Source organism: Pseudomonas sp. PDM05 (assembly GCF_014851685.1).
In the GTDB taxonomy this organism is placed as follows: domain Bacteria; phylum Pseudomonadota; class Gammaproteobacteria; order Pseudomonadales; family Pseudomonadaceae; genus Aquipseudomonas.
The window spans coordinates 97,182-111,912 of sequence record NZ_JACVAC010000007.1; the positions used below are offsets into that span (position 1 = coordinate 97,182).

Consider the following 14,731-nt stretch of genomic DNA (forward strand, 5'->3'; position numbering starts at 1 on the left):
GTTATTCCTCTTGCTCGTTGGGATCGGCTTGGACGCCGTTGGCGCGGTTGATGCGGTTTACAACGTGGTCGAGGACTTCACGGGCCCCGGCCTGCTTGTACGTGGTGAGAATTGCGTCGATGCCGCCGACGGTGCAGGCGTTCTTGGCGAAGCGCTGAATCAGCAGCTCCAGCACGATGCGGCCTTCGTGGTGGTCCTCGAATACGCGCTTGAACATCGCGTCGATCTGCTCGGGGGTCATGCTGCAGCTCCTTGTTTCAATGCGGCTTCACCGGCCTGCTGCATCATTGCTTGCTGCTGCTCCTGCTCCATGGCCGCCTGCTGGGCCTGGGCACGGTCTGCGCGGATCTTGTCCCTGTCGGCTGAGCTGCGGATGACTGAGCCAGGCACGCCAAGCGCCTCTCCCTTGAATCGCTGGGCCGCATCCATGTCGATGTTGTCCATAACCGTCGGATCGGTTGCAGCGATGACCAGCGCGCCCTGGATGAACGTGTCGATTGCCGTCACTTCCTCCAGCTTCTGCGACCTGGCCAGCGGCGACAGGTAGCGCACGGTGAAGTTGCGACCGGCAAGCGACTCAGGTGCAACGCCCAGCACGCCGGCGCGGTAAGCGATGCCGAAGCACCGTTCGATCATCGGTTGCAGGTACTCGGTTTGGAGCCGGCCATACACAGGGCCCAACAACTGACGGATCAGGTTGACCCGCACGTGCACCTCGGTCGCGGTCATCGTCGGGCCGTCCTGGGCCTGGAGCTGGTCGGCCATCAGGATCTTGCGGATAGAGCCCTGCAAGCGCTGGATCTTGGTCTCTGCGTATTGGAAGTTTGACCCGCTCTGTAGCGGCTTCATGCTGTCCACTGAGTTGGCCACGATGATCTTGCGCGGCCCCACCTTGATGGTGCGCGGGTTCAGCACGCCGTCGTCTTCGGCAATCCACATGCCGGCGATGGCCAGGTCACCGGCTGCCAGGTCCATCCGGCACAGTTCGTTCAGGGTGCGCGCATCAGGCAAGGCATCGAACACCGGGCCAATTGCATACACGCTGTCCGGGATCATCATCCAGCGCGGCACGACAACAGGCATTTCGTGATAGCCCGACTCGCTCACCAGGTGCTTGGCCTCGACCTCGACCTTGCACGATGCAATGGGCATGTTCTTCGCCAGCTTGGCGTTGACCATGTGGGTGGTGCGCGGGTAGATGGCGTGGACGAACCGAACCATTTCCTGCGGCTTGTCCTTGGACAGCTTGCGGGTGGCATCGCTGACGTTCTGTTCGCCGAACTCGTTGACCGCCTGTTCAGCCGTCAGCTTGTACTCGCGATACACGGTGTCGATCTTGCCCCCGGCCTTGGATGCGGATGCATACACGCTCGCGATGGGCCACAGATCGAAGGTGAAGCCGCCCTTCTCCATGTCCTGATCGATGTACAGGGCAAACCAGCCAGCGCACACAACGTCAATCAGCCCCTCAAAGGCGGCCGCGTCGAAGTTGGATGCGTGGATGTTCTGCCACAGGATGTCGGCCGAGTCGTCCAGCCAGCGGCGCTCTTCCTCGGTTTCCTGGCCAACGTCCATGCCGAACCACAGCGAGTTGGCCGGGGTCAGGCCCGACATGATCCCAGACGACAGAATCCGGGCCGCGTCCGTGGTGGTGCCGTCGATCATCCGCGCCTTACGCATCTGCGCTTCGATGGCGGTGATCTGCTCAGTGCAAAAGCCACTACCCCGAATCGGGTAGCTGTGATCGAAGCAATCGCGCCAGACCGACTCATGCGGCGAGCGGAGAGACTTCAATGTGCTCAGCGTTTTGGCGATCTGGTCTGCATTCATGCGCCGAGTGTCCTTTTGCCCTGGTCAAGGACGCTACCCGCCGCGCCGCCAGTAGAGAGCAAGCTGCTCTCCTGCTTGCGCTTCTTGCGGGTGGCCGTTTCTTCGTTGGCCTTCTGGGCTGCCAGGTCGGCGGCTTTCTGCGCCTCGATAGCAGGATCAGGCGTGGCAACGGTCTTTGGTGCCTTTGGCTTGCTTCCCATGGTGTCAGTCCTTTGCTTTGGGCTCAGGGCACAACCAGCCTTCGGGCGTCATGACCGCCTGAGCGAGCGTGGTTGCGTCGATGCTGGTGGTGGTCGTGGTGGCGGGCTTCGGCTCGTTCAGCCGCTGCGGGTCCAGCACCAGGGGCTCGCCACCAGCGTTCAGGCGCTCGACCTCGGGAATGACCGTGGCCTTGTCGCCAACGAAGTCACCGACCTGCTCGGCCTTCTCGTCGTTGGTGACGGCAATCCACTTGCCCGCGCCCTTGTGCTTGGCGACGTAGAGCGGCGGCGCGGTGGTGTCGGTCGCCGTATCCGTGCTGGTGGTGGTAGTGGTGGTGTTGGCGAGCGGATCGCCTGGGGTCTGGACGGTGAGTTCTGGAGCTGGCATTGGACTGGCCTCGGGCTGGTTGGTGATCAACGAGGAGGCCAGAATCAATGGGGCGGGCTGTCGGGTTCCCGACTATTTGCGAGGGAGGCAGGCGGTGTTGACCCAATCAATCAGGCTGTTCAAGGCAATGATTGCTTCGTCTCCGTCTGTGGCGACGGCGACAATTCGTTGAGCAGGCGCTGGGTCAAGTTCGGCTCGCGCTTCTGCACCATCCACGCGGCTGGGGCCTGGGCCGGTTCGCACGACGGGGCAGCGGGCTGGGACTGACAGCCGCTGAGCGCCAGTGCCAACACCAGCAAGCAGGGCTTTGTTCTGGGATTGAGCATCGGTGAGTACCTTGGTGTTGTCGGTGTCCAGTTGGGTCAGCAGCTTCTGGGTGGCCTTGCGTGATGCGTTGGCGGCCTCCAGCACGCCTACACGCTCCGTTGCGGTGTCCAGGCTTGTGCTGATGTGGTCCAGACGCCAGAGCGCCAGGACCAGCGCCATGGCAAGGCCTGCGACGAGATAGCGAGCCACGGCGCCCATGGTCAGGCGAACTTCGAAGTGCGGGTGTTGATGATGCCCAGGTACAGCACCATCGCATCAGCCTGCATCTTGAGCAGCTGACGCTCGTCGTCGGGAAGGCTGGCGTACAGATCGGTGTGCAGGAAGGCTTCCAGCTTCTGGATGCGGTCGGCCAGCTGCTCGCGCTCGGCAATCACGCGCTGCTGGTGCGGAGGCAGGTGACCGACTTCACCAACCGACACATAGCCCGCGTCGAACTGCGCCTTGGGAGACCAGCTGACGTATCCGGCATGGTCAGGATGGTTGGGCGCGCCACCATCGGTGTACTCGACCAGATAGCCGTCATCGGCGCCATTCTCGTCGGCAGGCAGTGCCCAGCCTCGGTAGTCGTTGTAGGCGAGACGGGTCATTGCTAGTGCCAAGACGATCTTGGTGCCGATGAAGTGCTTAGTCATGGGTGATGCCTCTCGGGGTTGGTTATTCATCGTGCGTACCAGGTCATCTGGTAGCACTTCGCGTCATCGGGGATCTGGGCCATAGGCCACCGCAGGCAGTCCATGTGCTTGCGCTCTGGCCGGTTGCGATTCAGTCGGAGCGTCTGAACCAGATACGCAGAGCCGGCGGCCGTGGTGATGTAGTCGCCGACCTGAATGCCGTCGGCGCCATCGACGTACAGCTTGCATTGGGTGTAGGGCTGCTTGCGGCTCACAGCCCAACCTCGCACAACTCACGCTCAGCGGCCCGGCGATTGACCAGGCCGGACAGCTTCTTGCCCTTGGCATAGACCCAGCGGCTCAACTCGGCACAGGCGCCGCGTGCGTCGCCGGCATTGAGCTTGCGCAACAGGGTGGATGCCTTGAACTGTGGTTCGCCGACGTTGTAGAGGAACGATGCCAGGGCGGCGCGGCGGGTCTCGGTGAGTGGCGCGGTGACGTTGCGGTCAACGCCGGCCATGGCGATGGACAGTTCAGCCTGCAACAGCGCATCACACTGCGCCGGGGTCTTGGTCTGGCCCAGACGCACACCACGGGTAACGCCTTCGCAGATGGTGGGAATGCCAATCGGGTCGAGGTAGGCCACCAGGCTGCGGCCTTCGAAGTTGGAGACCAGCACACCAGCCATACCAGTGGCACCAGCGAGTGACGCGGCGAGGATCCGTTGCTTGAGTGGGCTCATACCTTGCACTGATCGCGAAGGGCCTGGAGCCGGGCTTGGCTTTCGGCGTGTTCGCGGCGGTCCTTGCGGATCTGGAAGTACGTGCTGATCACCAGGCCCAGCACTGCAACTGCCACACCGGTCATGCCTATCCAGTTCACCTGGGACAACCAACCAACGAAGCCAACGGCCCCGCCGGTGATCATGCCCTTGCTGGCAACTGATGCGCCGACTACCTCAACGATGCTCTCCGGCGCAGGGTTGGCCATGCTGTTACTCCTGACTGGATGCTTCATGTCGCCTCCAGGGTCAAAAAAAAGCCCAGCGCGAGTGGCTGGGCTGCGATGACCGTAAGAGTCGTCGGGGTCAGGTGTCGGAATCCCGACTATTTGGTGTGTCGCCGCGCACCAGATCATCAGCGAGCGCGGTCTTGGCTTTCTCCTGACGCGCAGCCTCAGATACTTCGCGAACGCATGCCGGGCACATGGAGCCATGCATCTGCCCAGCCCTATACGCGTTGTGGCAGCGGCGACAGATGAAACGGACGCTCATGATGTCACCATGTGGTAGGCCAGCAGGCCCACGCCGAACAAACACACACAGCTCAAGCCGATGACGTGCGCCAGCAACAGACCGCGATGCAGGCGCATCACGTTGCTCCGGTACTTGGCCAACTGCTCCGGCGTCATGCGGCTGAACTTCTTCATGCTGATGCCCATTACGCCACCGCCTGCCCGCCAGCAGCCACCCAGCATTCATGGAATTCCTGCGTAATCTTACTGACGTAGGCGCCCTCGTAACGCTCCAGGTTGTAATTGCGCGGAGCAATCCACTCTTCAAAGGTTACGCCGGCGCCAAGCTTCAACAGCTTCTCGGCCTCGGCGGTCAACTTGTCTGCCAGTGCGCAGCCACCACTATCCCTGGCGCGGTTCGCGGCGTCGGAGAGCTGGACAATTGCGCCTTGCATTTCGTAGGTAAGCATCGGTATTCCCTCAAGCCTTGGAGTGATAAGCCCACCAGTCACCGACGGCGACCATGGGCAGCTTTGAACGATCCCGGCCAGTGACCTGGGACCAAAACGACACAAGGCGCTCCCCCTCGGTATATCGAGGTTCGGCGCCCTGCTTCCAGCCAATCAGCGTTGTGCGTGCAACACCGACGGCGGCTGACACGGTGTTCAGTGAGTAACCCGTATTGGTCAGGCCGGTGATCACCTTGAACCAATCGACGCGTTTTTCCGTCTTGGGCTGCGACCTGGCTGTCTGCCGCGCAGGAATGACCAGGCGAGCAACCACAACCCCTTCCCGCGCAGACACGACCGGCTCTGCTGGTGGAAGGTACAAATCCAATTGGTTGGGGTGGGCCTGGGTTCGCATGGTCAGCCTCCAAACGCGTGCGCGCGCGAGACAGAGTGAGTTGTCGCACCCTCCCCCTGCAGTTCTTTCACCATCGCTTTGTACTTGGCCCTGATCGCCTTCAAGTCGTCGATGGTGTAGCGCTGTGGTTCGTGCGGACCTTCCAGCCAATCGACTTGGGCCTGGCCAATGCGGTACACGAGGTTGATTCGGTAGTTCACGATGTCGCCGGACTTGTGCTGATTGCACGGGACGCACTGCTTGTGGCAGTTGAGTGGTTCGAAGCGCAGAGCGGGATTGCTACCCACGGTGCGGTAATGGCCAGCGTCGTACTTGCCTTCATGGTGACGGCCACAGCTGATGCACGGACGGGCGGCGTCTCTTGCGCGTATCCAGGCGTTAAACGCGGCCTGAGCCTCACGCATGTACTGGCCCTTTGGCTTTAAGCGCTCCTTGGCCGCTCGTAGCTCCTTCCTGCCTACCTCTGCCAGGGCCTTTCGGGACTTCTCTTGCCGTGCACGGGCGATGACCACGGCACAGTCAGGTTTGCACCAGCTCTGGAAGCTGATGGCGGGCACGAACTTCTCGCCGCATGCGGGGTTCTTGCACTTCTTCGGACGGGGCTTTTTGGTGATCACGCTGCCACCTCGCCCAACAGGTCGGAGAAGAACACGCCCTTGGCGGTGAACTCGGCGACGATCTGGTCCGTGTACGCAATGCCCTGGGCACGGTTGAACAGGCGAGTCACCGGGAAGCCGTCCGGACCGAAGATCGAGCAAGGGCCCATCAGCTCGATTTTGGTTTCGTAGTCCAGGTGCAGGAACATCCGGTTCCAACCGTTGCGGAAGTCGGCGTCGGCATTGCGCATGATCGGCACGCCGAAGTGCAGCTTGCAGTACTTGCGGGCGTCTTCCACGTCGCCGATCTGGGTCATCTGGGCGATACGCTGGTACAGGGCGAACCACAGGGCGTTCTGGTCAAGGGTGCGGTCCTTTCCCGGGCGAAGGGAGACCACAACGAATTTCTTCTCGCGGTACATCGCGGTAAGCGCGGTGATGGCCTCGGAAAGCTTACTGGCGCTGTTCACGCTGATCTTGTCGGTCATGTCCGTTGCTCCCCGGTTTTCTTGCCGAACTGGGCCAGCAGCAGCGCACGCGCCGATTTGCCGTCAGTCGGGATGCCCTGCTGGATGATTCGGTCTTGGGTTTGCTGGTCGGCCAGTTCGTTGGCGAGTTCGAATTCGGACTTCTGGCCGTCGTGACCGATGCCGGTGGCGATCTTCCCGTCGAGGGGCTGCCCCATCTGGGCGCGGCGCAGAATGATTTCGTAGCTGCGGTCGAACCTGGCGCGCAGGCCCTTGTCTTCCTGCTTGGCGCTGCGCAGGTCGAAAATGCCGGTGGCTTCAGCGGCGAGCTTCACCGCGTCGTGGCTGTACACGCCCATCAGCGCCTCGATCCAAGCGTCAGCCGGTGCGGGCATGCCGAAGTCTTCCGGGCCTGGGATGCACATGGCGATGAACTCACCCACGCTCGGTGCGAAGGGCTTCTTGAGCTTGCGGCACTTCTGGATACCGAACTCGATCTGCTCCAGGGAGCGAATACCGGCGTCTGCGAATTCCTTGATCCACTCGGCCTTGGCGGCGTCGAGCGCTTCGGTGGATGGCCAGGCCTGGCGCCATGCCGGGAAGATCCCGCGCAGTCGGCGGAAAAGCTCGTTGACCACCTCGGCGGTCTGCGGCGTGACCTGAATCGGTTCGGACTGGACGGCCGGCGGCAGGTTGCCGAGGGTCGCCAACAGCTGGCTGACTGGCTTCATGGGTTCACCAGAAGGCCGTTGGCCCAGGCCGTGCTGTCGAAGTCAGGCTCGTTGCCTTGGCGGCGTGGCTGGAATTGGCGAACGTTGTCGGTGACCTTGTCAGGGAATAGTCCGCTCCAGCCACCGGCAATCGAGTTGGCAATGACCTGTTCCGGGTTGACGTGCCCCTCCAGCGCCTTGGCCTGCTGCTCGCAGCTCTTGGCGGTCAGGGGCTTGTGGATTTCGCGGCGGTGCTGGCACCAGTCGGCCCAGGCCTTTTCGGTGACGTTGGCGGGTTTGACGGTGAGCGGGTCGAACTTGCGTGACTTCGCCGGCGAGGGAGCGGGAGCGACAGGCTTTTGATCTTGTATATTCTCTTCTCTTCTCTTCTCTTCTTTATTCGTTGGGTTTTCGTTCAACGAAATTTCAACGGGCGTTGAACGGGCGTTGCGGGAGGCTTTAGGTTGCGACTTTGCGGCATTCTTGCGCGCCTCTGCTGACGCCTTTCCAGCGGCGATACGCTGAGCCTGCGTTGCGTGCAACGATTCAAGATCGCGCTCAATGCGCTCATGTACCCACTCGCCATCACGCTCGTTGAAGAACTCGTTCAACGAGCGTTCAACGTCCGTCCAACGGTCGTTACTCAAGCGTGCGATTCGGGCAAGCCGAGACACCGGGATTGGCTTTCCGGTCTGCCAGTAATTGAAGATCAGCAACAGATACGCGCCGTGTTCCTCGGTGGTCAGGTGCATCGTGTCAGCCAGGTAATCGGCGACGTACAGCTGCATGTATGGGAGTGCGGCCATGACTATTCCTCCTGCAACTGATCAACGTTCTGGATCAGTTCCATGTACCGCTTGGCCTGATGCAGAAGGGTTTCAATGTCCCGCTTGTCAAAGCACTGCATGGCCTTCGGCACCACCTTCAAGTCGAGAACCGCCAGGATCTGGCAGAACTGCTCGAACTTCTCGGGCTTCATCCGGCTGATCGTTGCTTCGTCGCAACCAACTGCAAGCGCGACCGGCGCGTTGCCGACCGATGCAAGCTGCTGCATGAGAACCGCGTAGTTCTTGCGGGCCCTTACGGTCTGCTCTTGGCTTAATGGGCTCGTTGGCATGGTCAGGCCGCCGACTGAGACTGGCTTTTATTGCCTGGCTTCAGTTCTCCATTGGTGAGCTTTTCCAGCTGGTACTGACGTAACTCTGGGACTTCATCCCCCCACTGCCGCACAGCCTCATAAGTGATTTTGAGAGCGCGGGCGAGCTTGGGGATGGAGCCGTAATAATCAATCGCTGTTTGGCGTTTCATAGGCACCTCCAATGCTGTTACGCCAAATTCAAGCATGCTTGTATCTAATAAGCAAGCATGCTTGACAAGCGAACTTGTAGATTTGGCGAATGAACATCACTGATCGAATGACGAAACTTGTATTGGCACGGAAGCCTGAAACCGGCGTACGTGGCGTAAAGCGGCTGATCGCGACCACATGCGACGTTAGCTACGAAGCTGTGCGCCAGTGGTATGCCGGTGATACGGGGAATATCAAAAACCACAACCTGCTGGCGCTGGCCCGTGGACTGGACACAACGGTCGATTGGCTGCTGGATGGCGTTGGCGAACCACCGAGGCGGCGTACCATGGATAACGTAGTGCTGGGCGACTTCACGCAGCACCGTAAGGAAGACGAACTGCTGATCCCTCAATATGACGTTGTCGCGTCAATGGGCCCCGGCCAGGTTCTGCCAAAGGAATACATCGAGACCGTGCGCAACATCACCGTGCGCACCGAATACCTGCGGGAACAGGGCATCACCTATACCCACGGCGACAACCTGTCGGTGATCACCGGGTTTGGCGAGAGCATGGGGGCGACGTTCTCCAGCGGAGACCCACTGATCGTTGACCAGGGTGTCAATGAGGTCGTAGTAGATGGGGTCTACGTGTTCACCCTTGAGGGACACCTTTACATCAAGCGCCTGCAACGCCTGCCGAAGATGCTGCGCATGATTTCGGACAACGAAACTTTCCCGCCCTACGACATCAAGGGCGTCGAATTGACGGACATGATCATTCACGCCCGCGTGCTGCTGGCCTGGAACGCGAGGAAGCTATAATGAAAAAGCTTTTTGCCCTTGCCGTGGCTGCGCTGCTGACTGGATGCGCCACCCAGTCCGATCTGGTATCGATGACATCCGCCTCTATCGGCTGCCCGAAAGCGGAAACGCTAATCAAAGATCAGGATATGGGGTGGACTGCCTACACCTGGACTGCGACCTGCCGGGGCAAAACGTTCTACTGCACCAATTCGGATATCGCCGGATTTGGCTGTACGCGTGAGCTGAGCCCTCAATAACCCACCACGCAAAACGAGCCCGCCACTGAGCGGGCTTTTTTTCGTCCAGAAGAAATAAACACAAGGGCACTTGCATATGAAGTACAAGCATGCTTTTATAAATGCAAGTCGGCTTGCATATGCGGCACCGCTCTTTAACAACCAGACGTGACCCCCGCGACGTACCCAGGCCATTACCTGGGTCGGAAGAAGCTAAACCGCCGCCCATGCAGCCTCTGGATAGCTGCCGTACTCCCTCATGTGAGTACGCGAAACCACGCAAGCCAGCCGGGAAGAACACCGTCCACGAAATGTGTGACCTGGCCAGAGATATGAATCGGGCGATGCGCGTGGTGGAGACAACAGATTTCACTGGCAGGCCTTCGCAAGAGGGCCTGACGGGAAATCAAACGAACATCCCCGACGAGGAATAACCCATGCAAGCAGCAGAACAAGCACAAATCACCATCCCTGAGATCGGCGCTGTTTGGCCTGGTCAGGGCGGCATCTACGCCGGATTCATCCCGGCCCGTAACGGCGCCGAGGGCTACCACCTGATCCTGGGTGATGATCTGGAACGTGCGGAGTGGGGTCAGTATGGCGACGAGTCGCCGGCCACCAGCCTGATCGACGGCCGAGCCAACACTCTGGCGCTGATCGAGTCGGGCGGCGAATACCCGGCCGCCATCGCAGCTCACAAGCACGAAGCCGACGGCCACGCCGACTTCTACCTGCCCGCCGCCGCCGAGCTGTACGAGATCTGGCTGAACCTGAATGGCAAGTTGGCCGGCTGGGTGTGGTCGAGTTCGCAGCGCTCAGCCCACATCGCATTCGTCATGGACTTCGATGATGGCAGTCAGGACCTCAACGGCAAGGACTTCGAGCTCCGTGTCCGCCCCGTCCGCAGATTCATTCAGTAATTCATTTATTGCTTTTCATGCAGGTGATTCCTGGGCCTACGAACATCCGTAGTCAGACCAGAAGCGTCCGAGGTAGCGCTCGGCGCCTGCACCCTTCCCCACCTCTATTACGTCAGCACTCACCCCGCGCCCATCGGCAACCAGCGGGAGGAATGAGTGTTGACGAATACAGGTGAACCAACCACTGAGGAATCAGCAATGTGCGATTGCAGACAGAATACAGAGCGCCGCTTGCTTGAGGCGCTGCCAGCCCAACTGCCAGAAGGCCACAAGAACCTGAGTGCGCGCCTGACTGGCTACGCAATCATGCTCGGCGACGGGGTGATGATGTCCCGCCAAGTGATGCCGATCGACATCACCTATCAGGCTCCGAACAGGGCTGGCGTGATGAAGGATAAGAAGCAGTCCATGAGCATGCAGGCCAACTACTGCATGTTCTGCGGCGAGAAGTACGACAAAGACAAGCCGAAAGCCGACGCTGCCTAACCGGGTGAACCAACGAATGGAGAGAGTCATGAGCAAAGAAGACGGAGGCCCAGCCTTCCCGGTCGCGGACTACGACCACATGGTGTTTGAGCCGAAGACAGTCGCCGAAACGAAGCGTGACCTGTCCGGCATGAGCCTGCGCGACTACTTCGCGGCCAAGGCTCTCCCGACCGCCTGGACAGCATTCGCTGATGGTTACTTTGAAGCGGATGGCTGGGACAGCATCAACGAAGGTGTTGCCGTGTGCGCCTACCAGATGGCCGACGCAATGCTCGCCGCCCGTTCCGCCTAACCCCAAACACTGGAGGTCGCCATGGCCCGCACTTACGAATACTGGACGGTCAAGGATGGCGAGGACATTGCCATCAACCTGACCGTCGCATATTTCTCGGCTCGAAAAGGCAATTTCAGCTCACAAGCCGCCGATCCCGATGAGTACTTCGGACATTGCGAAATCAACTGGGAGTCGAAAGACGACACCAGCTTCATGACTGAATCCGAGATTGCCTCGATGGAGGAGTGGCTTGTAAACGAGCATTCCGAGTACTTGGCCGATCAGGACTACTACGACTAACGCCACCCTGGAGGCGACCATGGAACACGAAATAGTTGTTGAGGGGTTTGTCCTCCAGGTGGAGGTAAACGTCCTCGCAGATGACCCGCCCTGCCCCGAAAGCTGGAACAGCGACTGGGACGCACAGGGTGAGCGGGAACTGGAATTCAAGCTGGTGTCGGGCCGTTGCTACGACGATGACGGCATCCCGATGGATGTACCTGGCCATCAGCTGCCGGTGCTGGCCCATCAGCTGTACACACCGATCGTTATTGCGCTGTGGGTCGAGATTGACGCCCTCAAGCGCCGGGAAAGACGGTGGGCAGCATGAGCAGCCAGCACGATTTGGCCGTTGGCATGCTTGAAGGGTTCATTACTCGCGTGATTGATCCCGAATGCAGCGCTGTCGCGGTCAAGGCTTCGGCCAACACCGCCTTACTCATCTTCCGCACCCTTGGCGTGATCGACGCCACCGAGGATGCCTACTACACCGAACGCCTGCACCGTGTTTACGAGCGCCGGCAAGGACGGGAAGCATGATCGCAATCATCGCTCGAAACCACGAAGCACTTAAACAAGCCCTGCACCGTCAGGGCTTTTCTTTGGTCGCTGACCTGCCATCGCGGGTTCGCATCACTCAGCGGCGCGGCATGCTGATTGCGAGGGTGTCATGAGCATTGATTGGAGTAAGGCGCCGGCCTGGGCAACCGCAGTCGGAAAACACAATATAAGCCTCGCTTGGATTTGCGATTCTGGTTACTGCTTTCAAGGAATCTACAATCCACCCTGCCATCCATTCAAAGAGAATTCGTATTCTCTGAAGGACTTCTCTGTTGTTGAGCGTCGCCCATGGCCCGGTAATGGCCTGCCGCCTGTTGGTACGGTGTGTGAGTACTTGGGCGCGCACCAATACAACGAATGGTCAGAGGTCAAGATCTTTGGCTCTTGGAGAAACTTTGTCTTTGTAGATTTTACTGATGGATGGCGCCAGGAAGACAACCCGAAACGGTTCCGCCCCCTCCGAACGCCCGACCAGATCGCGGCGGATGAGCGTCAGCGAGTCGTCATGGCGATCGGCGACATCCTGATCACCAGCCGCGGAAACTCCAACGAATACCATCAGGCGGGATTGATCTACGACGCCGGCTACCGCAAGCAGCCAGCGCCATGACCACCCACCAGCGGCACCGGCGCCGCGCCATCCGCGCTCTGTCGGCCATCGTTGGCCTGACCTTCCTCACCATCGTTCTACTGGGCCCAGCCATTGGCGGCCTGATCACCAACTAAAAACACTACAAAGCGCCCCGCAAGGATGGCGCGGGAGTATCGCCATGTCCGCGAAACAGCAAGTAATCACCATCGACGACATCAGCGTCGACAACGCTCCGGCCATTTACGTTGCCGGTGGCCTGGGTCAGTTCTTCGACGCAGTGAAGGCCGAGGTTACCGGCGAGGTGCCCGACCTGACCACCCGCAAGGGCCGCGAGCGCATTGCTTCCCTGGCTGCCACTGTCAGTAAGTCGAAAGCAGCCGTGGAAAAGCCGGGCCGTGACTACCTTCGCCGTCTCAAGGAGATGCCAAAGGTGGTGGAAGCCGAGCTGCGCGACTTCGTGACCAAGATGGACAACCTGCGCGATACCACCCGGCAGCCGCTGACGGACTGGGAGGAGGCCGAGCAGGCCCGCAAAGACAAGCATGTTGACGGGATTCAGGGCATCAAGGATCTGGCTGTTTTCGATACAACACCGGCCGCCGCCCATGTCGCCCAGATCATTGCCGACCTTGAGTTGGTAGAAATTAACGAGACCTGGGAAGAGTTCCTGGCCGAAGCCGCCCAGGTGAAAGACCAGACCCTGTCGAAGTTGCGCACCCTGCATTCCGAGCGCGCCAAGTACGAAGCCGAACAGGCCGAACTGACCCGCCTTCGCCTGGAGAAGGAAGCCCGTGACAAGAAGGACAACGAGGATCGAATTGCCCGCGAAGCCGCCGAGCAGGCCACCCGCGAAGCCGAAGCGCGTGCCCAGCTTGTTCGTGATGCCGAAGCGCAGCGTGTTCGTGATGAGCAGGCCGCCGCCGAGAAGCGCGAGAACGACCTGAAACTGCAGGCCGCCGAAGCCGAACGCCAGGCCGAACAGGCGAAGCGCGAGAAGATCGAAGCCGAACAGCGCGCCGAACGCGAGCAAGTTGCCGCCGCCGAACGCCAAGCGGCAGCAGTTGAGCAGGCGCGCAAAGACGAGAAGGCCCGCGCCGATGCAGCGGCCGACGAAATTCTGCGCCAGCAGCAGGAACGCCAGGCCGACGTAGCGCACAAGTCGAAAATCCTGGGAGAGGCCAAGCAGGCTTTGATCGGCATGAACATCAGCGAAGAGCTGGCCAAGGCCATCGTCCTCAAGATCGCCCGCGGCGAAGTGCCGAACGTATCCATTCAATTCTGAGGTATTCAGCATGTCCACCGACATCATCATGCCGGAAGAACGGCACCAGTCTGTTGCGCTCAATCAGCAGGGGCAAGAAATCAGCATGCTATCGACGATCAGTCGGCTTGCCCTCGACCCTCGCTGCGACATGGATAAGCTGGAGCGCCTGATCGCGCTTCAAGACCGCATGGAAGCCAAAAGCGCACTTGAGGCCTTCAACGCTTCGTTCGCCGAAATGCAATGCGAAATGCCCTCTGTTGAGAAGCGAACCGAAAACACGCACACCAAGAAGATGTATGCCGACTTGGACGACATCAACTTCGCGGTGCGCCCGGTCATGGCCAAGTTTGGTTTTGGCGTGTCGTTCAAGATCATCAACCAGGCTGCCGGTGTGAGCATTACCGGCATCCTGATGCACAAGGCCGGTCACCGCGAAGAAACGACCATGATCCTCCCGCTTGATACCGGCGCCGGGCGCAGCGCTGTGCAGTCGGTAGGCTCAACCACCACCTACGGCAAGCGCTATGTCATGTGCGCCCTGCTGAACATCACCAGCGGCGACGACAACGACAACGATGGCTATGTAGAGCCAACCGATCAGTTGGTCACGCCAGCCCAGGCGCGGCAGGTTCAGGCACTTCTGGATAAATGCAGTGAGGCTGTCCACGCCAACTTCGAAAAGATGTACGGCGACCCAGGCCAGATTGCGAAGTTAGCGTTTGACGGCGTAGTAGCCGGCCTCAACAACTCAATCTCAAAGGCCGCCAAGGCGGCGCAGCAGGGGAATTGATCATGGC

Annotated in this window: 30 protein-coding genes; 12 read left to right on the top strand and 18 right to left on the bottom strand. The window is 60.2% G+C overall.

Going from position 1 to position 14,731, the window contains the following annotated elements; genetic code table 11:
- Position 1: 1 nt before the first annotated feature.
- The 18 genes from IB241_RS15670 to IB241_RS15755 form a co-directional block, all read right to left on the bottom strand.
- Positions 2-241, bottom strand: a complete 240-nt coding sequence (locus IB241_RS15670) for a hypothetical protein (protein WP_124525877.1) — start codon at positions 239-241, stop codon at positions 2-4.
- Positions 238-1,830 carry a portal protein gene (locus IB241_RS15675; RefSeq protein WP_192299197.1) on the bottom strand — a complete coding sequence of 531 codons (1,593 nt, stop codon included), beginning with the start codon at positions 1,828-1,830 and terminating at the stop codon, positions 238-240. The genes IB241_RS15670 and IB241_RS15675 overlap by 4 nt, the downstream gene beginning before the upstream one ends.
- Positions 1,827-2,030, bottom strand: coding sequence for a hypothetical protein (locus IB241_RS15680; RefSeq protein WP_124525879.1), 204 nt, complete (start codon positions 2,028-2,030; stop codon positions 1,827-1,829). The genes IB241_RS15675 and IB241_RS15680 overlap by 4 nt, the downstream gene beginning before the upstream one ends.
- Positions 2,031-2,034: 4 nt before the next feature.
- Positions 2,035-2,448: a hypothetical protein gene (locus tag IB241_RS15685; RefSeq protein WP_192299198.1), complete on the bottom strand. Its 414-nt coding sequence runs from the start codon at positions 2,446-2,448 to the stop codon at positions 2,035-2,037.
- A gap of 42 nt (positions 2,449-2,490) precedes the next feature.
- Positions 2,491-2,943 carry a lysis system i-spanin subunit Rz gene (locus IB241_RS15690; RefSeq protein ID WP_192299199.1) on the bottom strand — a complete coding sequence of 151 codons (453 nt, stop codon included), beginning with the start codon at positions 2,941-2,943 and terminating at the stop codon, positions 2,491-2,493.
- A gap of 2 nt (positions 2,944-2,945) precedes the next feature.
- Positions 2,946-3,377, bottom strand: a complete 432-nt coding sequence (locus IB241_RS15695) for a crAss001_48 related protein (RefSeq protein WP_192299200.1) — start codon at positions 3,375-3,377, stop codon at positions 2,946-2,948.
- A 26-nt stretch (positions 3,378-3,403) separates the two neighbouring features.
- A complete protein-coding gene (locus IB241_RS15700; RefSeq protein WP_192299384.1) occupies positions 3,404-3,631 on the bottom strand; it encodes a hypothetical protein in 228 nt (75 codons plus the stop codon).
- Positions 3,628-4,098 carry a lysozyme gene (locus tag IB241_RS15705; protein WP_192299201.1) on the bottom strand — a complete coding sequence of 157 codons (471 nt, stop codon included), beginning with the start codon at positions 4,096-4,098 and terminating at the stop codon, positions 3,628-3,630. The genes IB241_RS15700 and IB241_RS15705 overlap by 4 nt, the downstream gene beginning before the upstream one ends.
- Positions 4,095-4,346 (bottom strand): holin, encoded by a 252-nt coding sequence (locus IB241_RS15710; protein ID WP_124525884.1) that lies wholly within the window; start codon positions 4,344-4,346, stop codon positions 4,095-4,097. Before IB241_RS15710 ends, IB241_RS15705 begins: the two co-directional genes overlap by 4 nt.
- Positions 4,347-4,625: 279 nt before the next feature.
- Complete coding sequence (locus tag IB241_RS15715) at positions 4,626-4,796, bottom strand: hypothetical protein (protein WP_192299202.1); 171 nt, start codon at positions 4,794-4,796, stop codon at positions 4,626-4,628.
- Positions 4,796-5,059 carry a hypothetical protein gene (locus tag IB241_RS15720; protein ID WP_192299203.1) on the bottom strand — a complete coding sequence of 88 codons (264 nt, stop codon included), beginning with the start codon at positions 5,057-5,059 and terminating at the stop codon, positions 4,796-4,798. The genes IB241_RS15715 and IB241_RS15720 overlap by 1 nt, the downstream gene beginning before the upstream one ends.
- Positions 5,060-5,069: 10 nt before the next feature.
- Positions 5,070-5,453 (bottom strand): hypothetical protein, encoded by a 384-nt coding sequence (locus IB241_RS15725; protein WP_192299204.1) that lies wholly within the window; start codon positions 5,451-5,453, stop codon positions 5,070-5,072.
- A gap of 2 nt (positions 5,454-5,455) precedes the next feature.
- Positions 5,456-6,070 (bottom strand): recombination protein NinG, encoded by a 615-nt coding sequence (locus tag IB241_RS15730; protein WP_192299205.1) that lies wholly within the window; start codon positions 6,068-6,070, stop codon positions 5,456-5,458.
- Positions 6,067-6,537 carry a hypothetical protein gene (locus IB241_RS15735; protein ID WP_192299206.1) on the bottom strand — a complete coding sequence of 157 codons (471 nt, stop codon included), beginning with the start codon at positions 6,535-6,537 and terminating at the stop codon, positions 6,067-6,069. The genes IB241_RS15730 and IB241_RS15735 overlap by 4 nt, the downstream gene beginning before the upstream one ends.
- On the bottom strand, positions 6,534-7,247 hold the full coding sequence (locus tag IB241_RS15740) for a replication protein P (RefSeq protein WP_192299207.1): 714 nt from the start codon (positions 7,245-7,247) through the stop codon (positions 6,534-6,536). Before IB241_RS15740 ends, IB241_RS15735 begins: the two co-directional genes overlap by 4 nt.
- Positions 7,244-8,032, bottom strand: coding sequence for a YdaU family protein (locus IB241_RS27520; RefSeq protein ID WP_225595520.1), 789 nt, complete (start codon positions 8,030-8,032; stop codon positions 7,244-7,246). The genes IB241_RS15740 and IB241_RS27520 overlap by 4 nt, the downstream gene beginning before the upstream one ends.
- Positions 8,033-8,034: 2 nt before the next feature.
- Positions 8,035-8,343: a CII family transcriptional regulator gene (locus IB241_RS15750; protein ID WP_192299208.1), complete on the bottom strand. Its 309-nt coding sequence runs from the start codon at positions 8,341-8,343 to the stop codon at positions 8,035-8,037.
- 2 nt (positions 8,344-8,345) lie between these two features.
- The gene (locus tag IB241_RS15755; protein ID WP_192299209.1) at positions 8,346-8,534 is read right to left on the bottom strand and encodes a Cro/CI family transcriptional regulator; all 189 of its coding nucleotides are present in this window, start codon (positions 8,532-8,534) and stop codon (positions 8,346-8,348) included.
- A gap of 89 nt (positions 8,535-8,623) precedes the next feature.
- Here IB241_RS15755 and IB241_RS15760 point away from each other — a divergent pair, with 89 nt between their 5' ends.
- The 12 genes from IB241_RS15760 to IB241_RS15815 all read left to right on the top strand — a co-directional run bounded on the left by IB241_RS15760 (position 8,624) and on the right by IB241_RS15815 (position 14,724).
- Entirely contained in the window at positions 8,624-9,340 is a 717-nt protein-coding gene (locus tag IB241_RS15760) for a S24 family peptidase (RefSeq protein ID WP_192299210.1), read from the top strand.
- A complete protein-coding gene (locus tag IB241_RS15765) occupies positions 9,340-9,579 on the top strand; it encodes a hypothetical protein (protein WP_192299211.1) in 240 nt (79 codons plus the stop codon). The genes IB241_RS15760 and IB241_RS15765 overlap by 1 nt, the downstream gene beginning before the upstream one ends.
- A gap of 416 nt (positions 9,580-9,995) precedes the next feature.
- On the top strand, positions 9,996-10,478 hold the full coding sequence (locus IB241_RS15770) for a DUF1566 domain-containing protein (protein ID WP_192299212.1): 483 nt from the start codon (positions 9,996-9,998) through the stop codon (positions 10,476-10,478).
- A 198-nt stretch (positions 10,479-10,676) separates the two neighbouring features.
- The gene (locus IB241_RS15775; protein ID WP_192299213.1) at positions 10,677-10,964 is read left to right on the top strand and encodes a hypothetical protein; all 288 of its coding nucleotides are present in this window, start codon (positions 10,677-10,679) and stop codon (positions 10,962-10,964) included.
- Positions 10,965-10,992: 28 nt separating this feature from the next.
- The gene (locus tag IB241_RS15780; protein WP_192299214.1) at positions 10,993-11,256 is read left to right on the top strand and encodes a hypothetical protein; all 264 of its coding nucleotides are present in this window, start codon (positions 10,993-10,995) and stop codon (positions 11,254-11,256) included.
- A 21-nt stretch (positions 11,257-11,277) separates the two neighbouring features.
- Positions 11,278-11,538 (top strand): hypothetical protein, encoded by a 261-nt coding sequence (locus IB241_RS15785; RefSeq protein WP_192299215.1) that lies wholly within the window; start codon positions 11,278-11,280, stop codon positions 11,536-11,538.
- A gap of 19 nt (positions 11,539-11,557) precedes the next feature.
- Positions 11,558-11,848 (top strand): hypothetical protein, encoded by a 291-nt coding sequence (locus IB241_RS15790; protein WP_192299216.1) that lies wholly within the window; start codon positions 11,558-11,560, stop codon positions 11,846-11,848.
- Entirely contained in the window at positions 11,845-12,057 is a 213-nt protein-coding gene (locus IB241_RS15795) for a hypothetical protein (protein WP_192299217.1), read from the top strand. The genes IB241_RS15790 and IB241_RS15795 overlap by 4 nt, the downstream gene beginning before the upstream one ends.
- Positions 12,054-12,191: a hypothetical protein gene (locus tag IB241_RS15800; RefSeq protein ID WP_192299218.1), complete on the top strand. Its 138-nt coding sequence runs from the start codon at positions 12,054-12,056 to the stop codon at positions 12,189-12,191. The genes IB241_RS15795 and IB241_RS15800 overlap by 4 nt, the downstream gene beginning before the upstream one ends.
- A complete protein-coding gene (locus IB241_RS15805; RefSeq protein WP_192299219.1) occupies positions 12,188-12,688 on the top strand; it encodes a hypothetical protein in 501 nt (166 codons plus the stop codon). Before IB241_RS15800 ends, IB241_RS15805 begins: the two co-directional genes overlap by 4 nt.
- Positions 12,689-12,848: 160 nt before the next feature.
- Positions 12,849-13,952, top strand: coding sequence for a hypothetical protein (locus tag IB241_RS15810; RefSeq protein WP_192299220.1), 1,104 nt, complete (start codon positions 12,849-12,851; stop codon positions 13,950-13,952).
- A gap of 10 nt (positions 13,953-13,962) precedes the next feature.
- The gene (locus tag IB241_RS15815) at positions 13,963-14,724 is read left to right on the top strand and encodes an ERF family protein (protein WP_225595522.1); all 762 of its coding nucleotides are present in this window, start codon (positions 13,963-13,965) and stop codon (positions 14,722-14,724) included.
- Positions 14,725-14,731 lie beyond the last annotated feature (7 nt).

What these genes read in the sequence shown, in the direction of transcription:
- IB241_RS15780 (WP_192299214.1), top strand. Translation starts at nt 10,993, where the DNA reads ATGAGCAAAGAAGACGGAGGCCCAGCCTTCCCGGTCGCGGACTACGAC.
- IB241_RS15765 (WP_192299211.1), top strand. Translation starts at nt 9,340, where the DNA reads ATGAAAAAGCTTTTTGCCCTTGCCGTGGCTGCGCTGCTGACTGGATGC.
- IB241_RS15795 (WP_192299217.1), top strand. Translation starts at nt 11,845, where the DNA reads ATGAGCAGCCAGCACGATTTGGCCGTTGGCATGCTTGAAGGGTTCATT.
- IB241_RS15720 (WP_192299203.1), bottom strand. Translation starts at nt 5,059, where the DNA reads ATGCTTACCTACGAAATGCAAGGCGCAATTGTCCAGCTCTCCGACGCC.
- IB241_RS15710 (WP_124525884.1), bottom strand. Translation starts at nt 4,346, where the DNA reads ATGGCCAACCCTGCGCCGGAGAGCATCGTTGAGGTAGTCGGCGCATCA.
- IB241_RS15735 (WP_192299206.1), bottom strand. Translation starts at nt 6,537, where the DNA reads ATGACCGACAAGATCAGCGTGAACAGCGCCAGTAAGCTTTCCGAGGCC.
- IB241_RS15675 (WP_192299197.1), bottom strand. Translation starts at nt 1,830, where the DNA reads ATGAATGCAGACCAGATCGCCAAAACGCTGAGCACATTGAAGTCTCTC.
- IB241_RS15800 (WP_192299218.1), top strand. Translation starts at nt 12,054, where the DNA reads ATGATCGCAATCATCGCTCGAAACCACGAAGCACTTAAACAAGCCCTG.
- IB241_RS15805 (WP_192299219.1), top strand. Translation starts at nt 12,188, where the DNA reads ATGAGCATTGATTGGAGTAAGGCGCCGGCCTGGGCAACCGCAGTCGGA.
- IB241_RS15760 (WP_192299210.1), top strand. Translation starts at nt 8,624, where the DNA reads ATGAACATCACTGATCGAATGACGAAACTTGTATTGGCACGGAAGCCT.
- IB241_RS15670 (WP_124525877.1), bottom strand. Translation starts at nt 241, where the DNA reads ATGACCCCCGAGCAGATCGACGCGATGTTCAAGCGCGTATTCGAGGAC.
- IB241_RS15705 (WP_192299201.1), bottom strand. Translation starts at nt 4,098, where the DNA reads ATGAGCCCACTCAAGCAACGGATCCTCGCCGCGTCACTCGCTGGTGCC.
- IB241_RS15680 (WP_124525879.1), bottom strand. Translation starts at nt 2,030, where the DNA reads ATGGGAAGCAAGCCAAAGGCACCAAAGACCGTTGCCACGCCTGATCCT.
- IB241_RS15770 (WP_192299212.1), top strand. Translation starts at nt 9,996, where the DNA reads ATGCAAGCAGCAGAACAAGCACAAATCACCATCCCTGAGATCGGCGCT.
- IB241_RS15785 (WP_192299215.1), top strand. Translation starts at nt 11,278, where the DNA reads ATGGCCCGCACTTACGAATACTGGACGGTCAAGGATGGCGAGGACATT.
- IB241_RS15715 (WP_192299202.1), bottom strand. Translation starts at nt 4,796, where the DNA reads ATGGGCATCAGCATGAAGAAGTTCAGCCGCATGACGCCGGAGCAGTTG.
- IB241_RS15810 (WP_192299220.1), top strand. Translation starts at nt 12,849, where the DNA reads ATGTCCGCGAAACAGCAAGTAATCACCATCGACGACATCAGCGTCGAC.
- IB241_RS15775 (WP_192299213.1), top strand. Translation starts at nt 10,677, where the DNA reads ATGTGCGATTGCAGACAGAATACAGAGCGCCGCTTGCTTGAGGCGCTG.
- IB241_RS15750 (WP_192299208.1), bottom strand. Translation starts at nt 8,343, where the DNA reads ATGCCAACGAGCCCATTAAGCCAAGAGCAGACCGTAAGGGCCCGCAAG.
- IB241_RS27520 (WP_225595520.1), bottom strand. Translation starts at nt 8,032, where the DNA reads ATGGCCGCACTCCCATACATGCAGCTGTACGTCGCCGATTACCTGGCT.
- IB241_RS15690 (WP_192299199.1), bottom strand. Translation starts at nt 2,943, where the DNA reads ATGGGCGCCGTGGCTCGCTATCTCGTCGCAGGCCTTGCCATGGCGCTG.
- IB241_RS15695 (WP_192299200.1), bottom strand. Translation starts at nt 3,377, where the DNA reads ATGACTAAGCACTTCATCGGCACCAAGATCGTCTTGGCACTAGCAATG.
- IB241_RS15740 (WP_192299207.1), bottom strand. Translation starts at nt 7,247, where the DNA reads ATGAAGCCAGTCAGCCAGCTGTTGGCGACCCTCGGCAACCTGCCGCCG.
- IB241_RS15790 (WP_192299216.1), top strand. Translation starts at nt 11,558, where the DNA reads ATGGAACACGAAATAGTTGTTGAGGGGTTTGTCCTCCAGGTGGAGGTA.
- IB241_RS15815 (WP_225595522.1), top strand. Translation starts at nt 13,963, where the DNA reads ATGTCCACCGACATCATCATGCCGGAAGAACGGCACCAGTCTGTTGCG.
- IB241_RS15755 (WP_192299209.1), bottom strand. Translation starts at nt 8,534, where the DNA reads ATGAAACGCCAAACAGCGATTGATTATTACGGCTCCATCCCCAAGCTC.
- IB241_RS15725 (WP_192299204.1), bottom strand. Translation starts at nt 5,453, where the DNA reads ATGCGAACCCAGGCCCACCCCAACCAATTGGATTTGTACCTTCCACCA.